Origin of the sequence: Bradyrhizobium sp. AC87j1, assembly GCF_002936975.1 — a bacterium.
GTDB lineage: Bacteria > Pseudomonadota > Alphaproteobacteria > Rhizobiales > Xanthobacteraceae > Bradyrhizobium > Bradyrhizobium shewense.
The window spans coordinates 1-755 of record NZ_PTFE01000272.1 but is presented as its reverse complement, the minus strand read 5'-3'; the positions used below and the strand labels follow the sequence as shown (position 1 = coordinate 755).

At 64.6% G+C, this 755-nt stretch carries 1 protein-coding gene; it reads left to right on the top strand.

What is annotated here, in order from left to right:
* Positions 1 to 171: 171 nt before the first annotated feature.
* A partial coding sequence (locus tag CV770_RS41280; RefSeq protein WP_146101486.1) for an MFS transporter occupies positions 172 to 755 on the top strand: 584 nt, incomplete at its 3' end.

Sequence of the window (755 nt, the reverse complement as noted above, 5' to 3'; positions counted from 1 at the left end):
TCCGTCCCCCACAAGGGGGGAGGGAGCGCAGTGTGCCTCGCTGAACCAGTGAGCAGGTCTTGAGATGGCAGCGCCCCACCCGCACTACCTGCCATGCGCCTGCGTTGATGGACAAATAACCGCTCTCCCCGATAGTTTGCGCGCCTTCCAGGGAGTGAAACCGGAATTGCAATGGTCGACGTTCTCGCCGCACCGCAGCAAGGCAAGGCGGACAGCGCGCTACGCACGCTGACCGGAATCTCGATCGCGCATTGGGTCAGCCATTTCCATCTGCTGGTCCTGCCGATGCTGTTCCCGTTCCTCAAGTCTCAGCTCGGCGTCGGCTATATCGAGCTCGGCTTCGCGCTCACCGTGTTCGCGGTGGTGTCCGGATTGACACAGGCGCCGACCGGCTATCTCGTCGACCATTTTGGCGCGCGGCGAATTCTGCTGATCGGCCTCACGCTCGGCGGCTTCGCGCTGATCCTGCTCGGTCTGCACCTCAGCTACGCCTCGCTGATCGCCTGCGCCGTGCTGCTGGGTCTCGCCAATAGCGTCTATCACCCCGCCGACTACGCGATCCTGGCCGAGCACATGGACGAGGCACGGATGGGCCGCGCCTTCTCGATCCACACCTTTGCCGGGTTTCTCGGCGGCGCGGTGGCGCCGGCGATCGTGGCTGCACTCGTCACCCTGTCGGGCGGCGTCGGCGCGCTGATCGCATCGGGTGCGATCGGCATTCTGGTGGCGTTGCTGCTGCTCGTCATGAACATTCC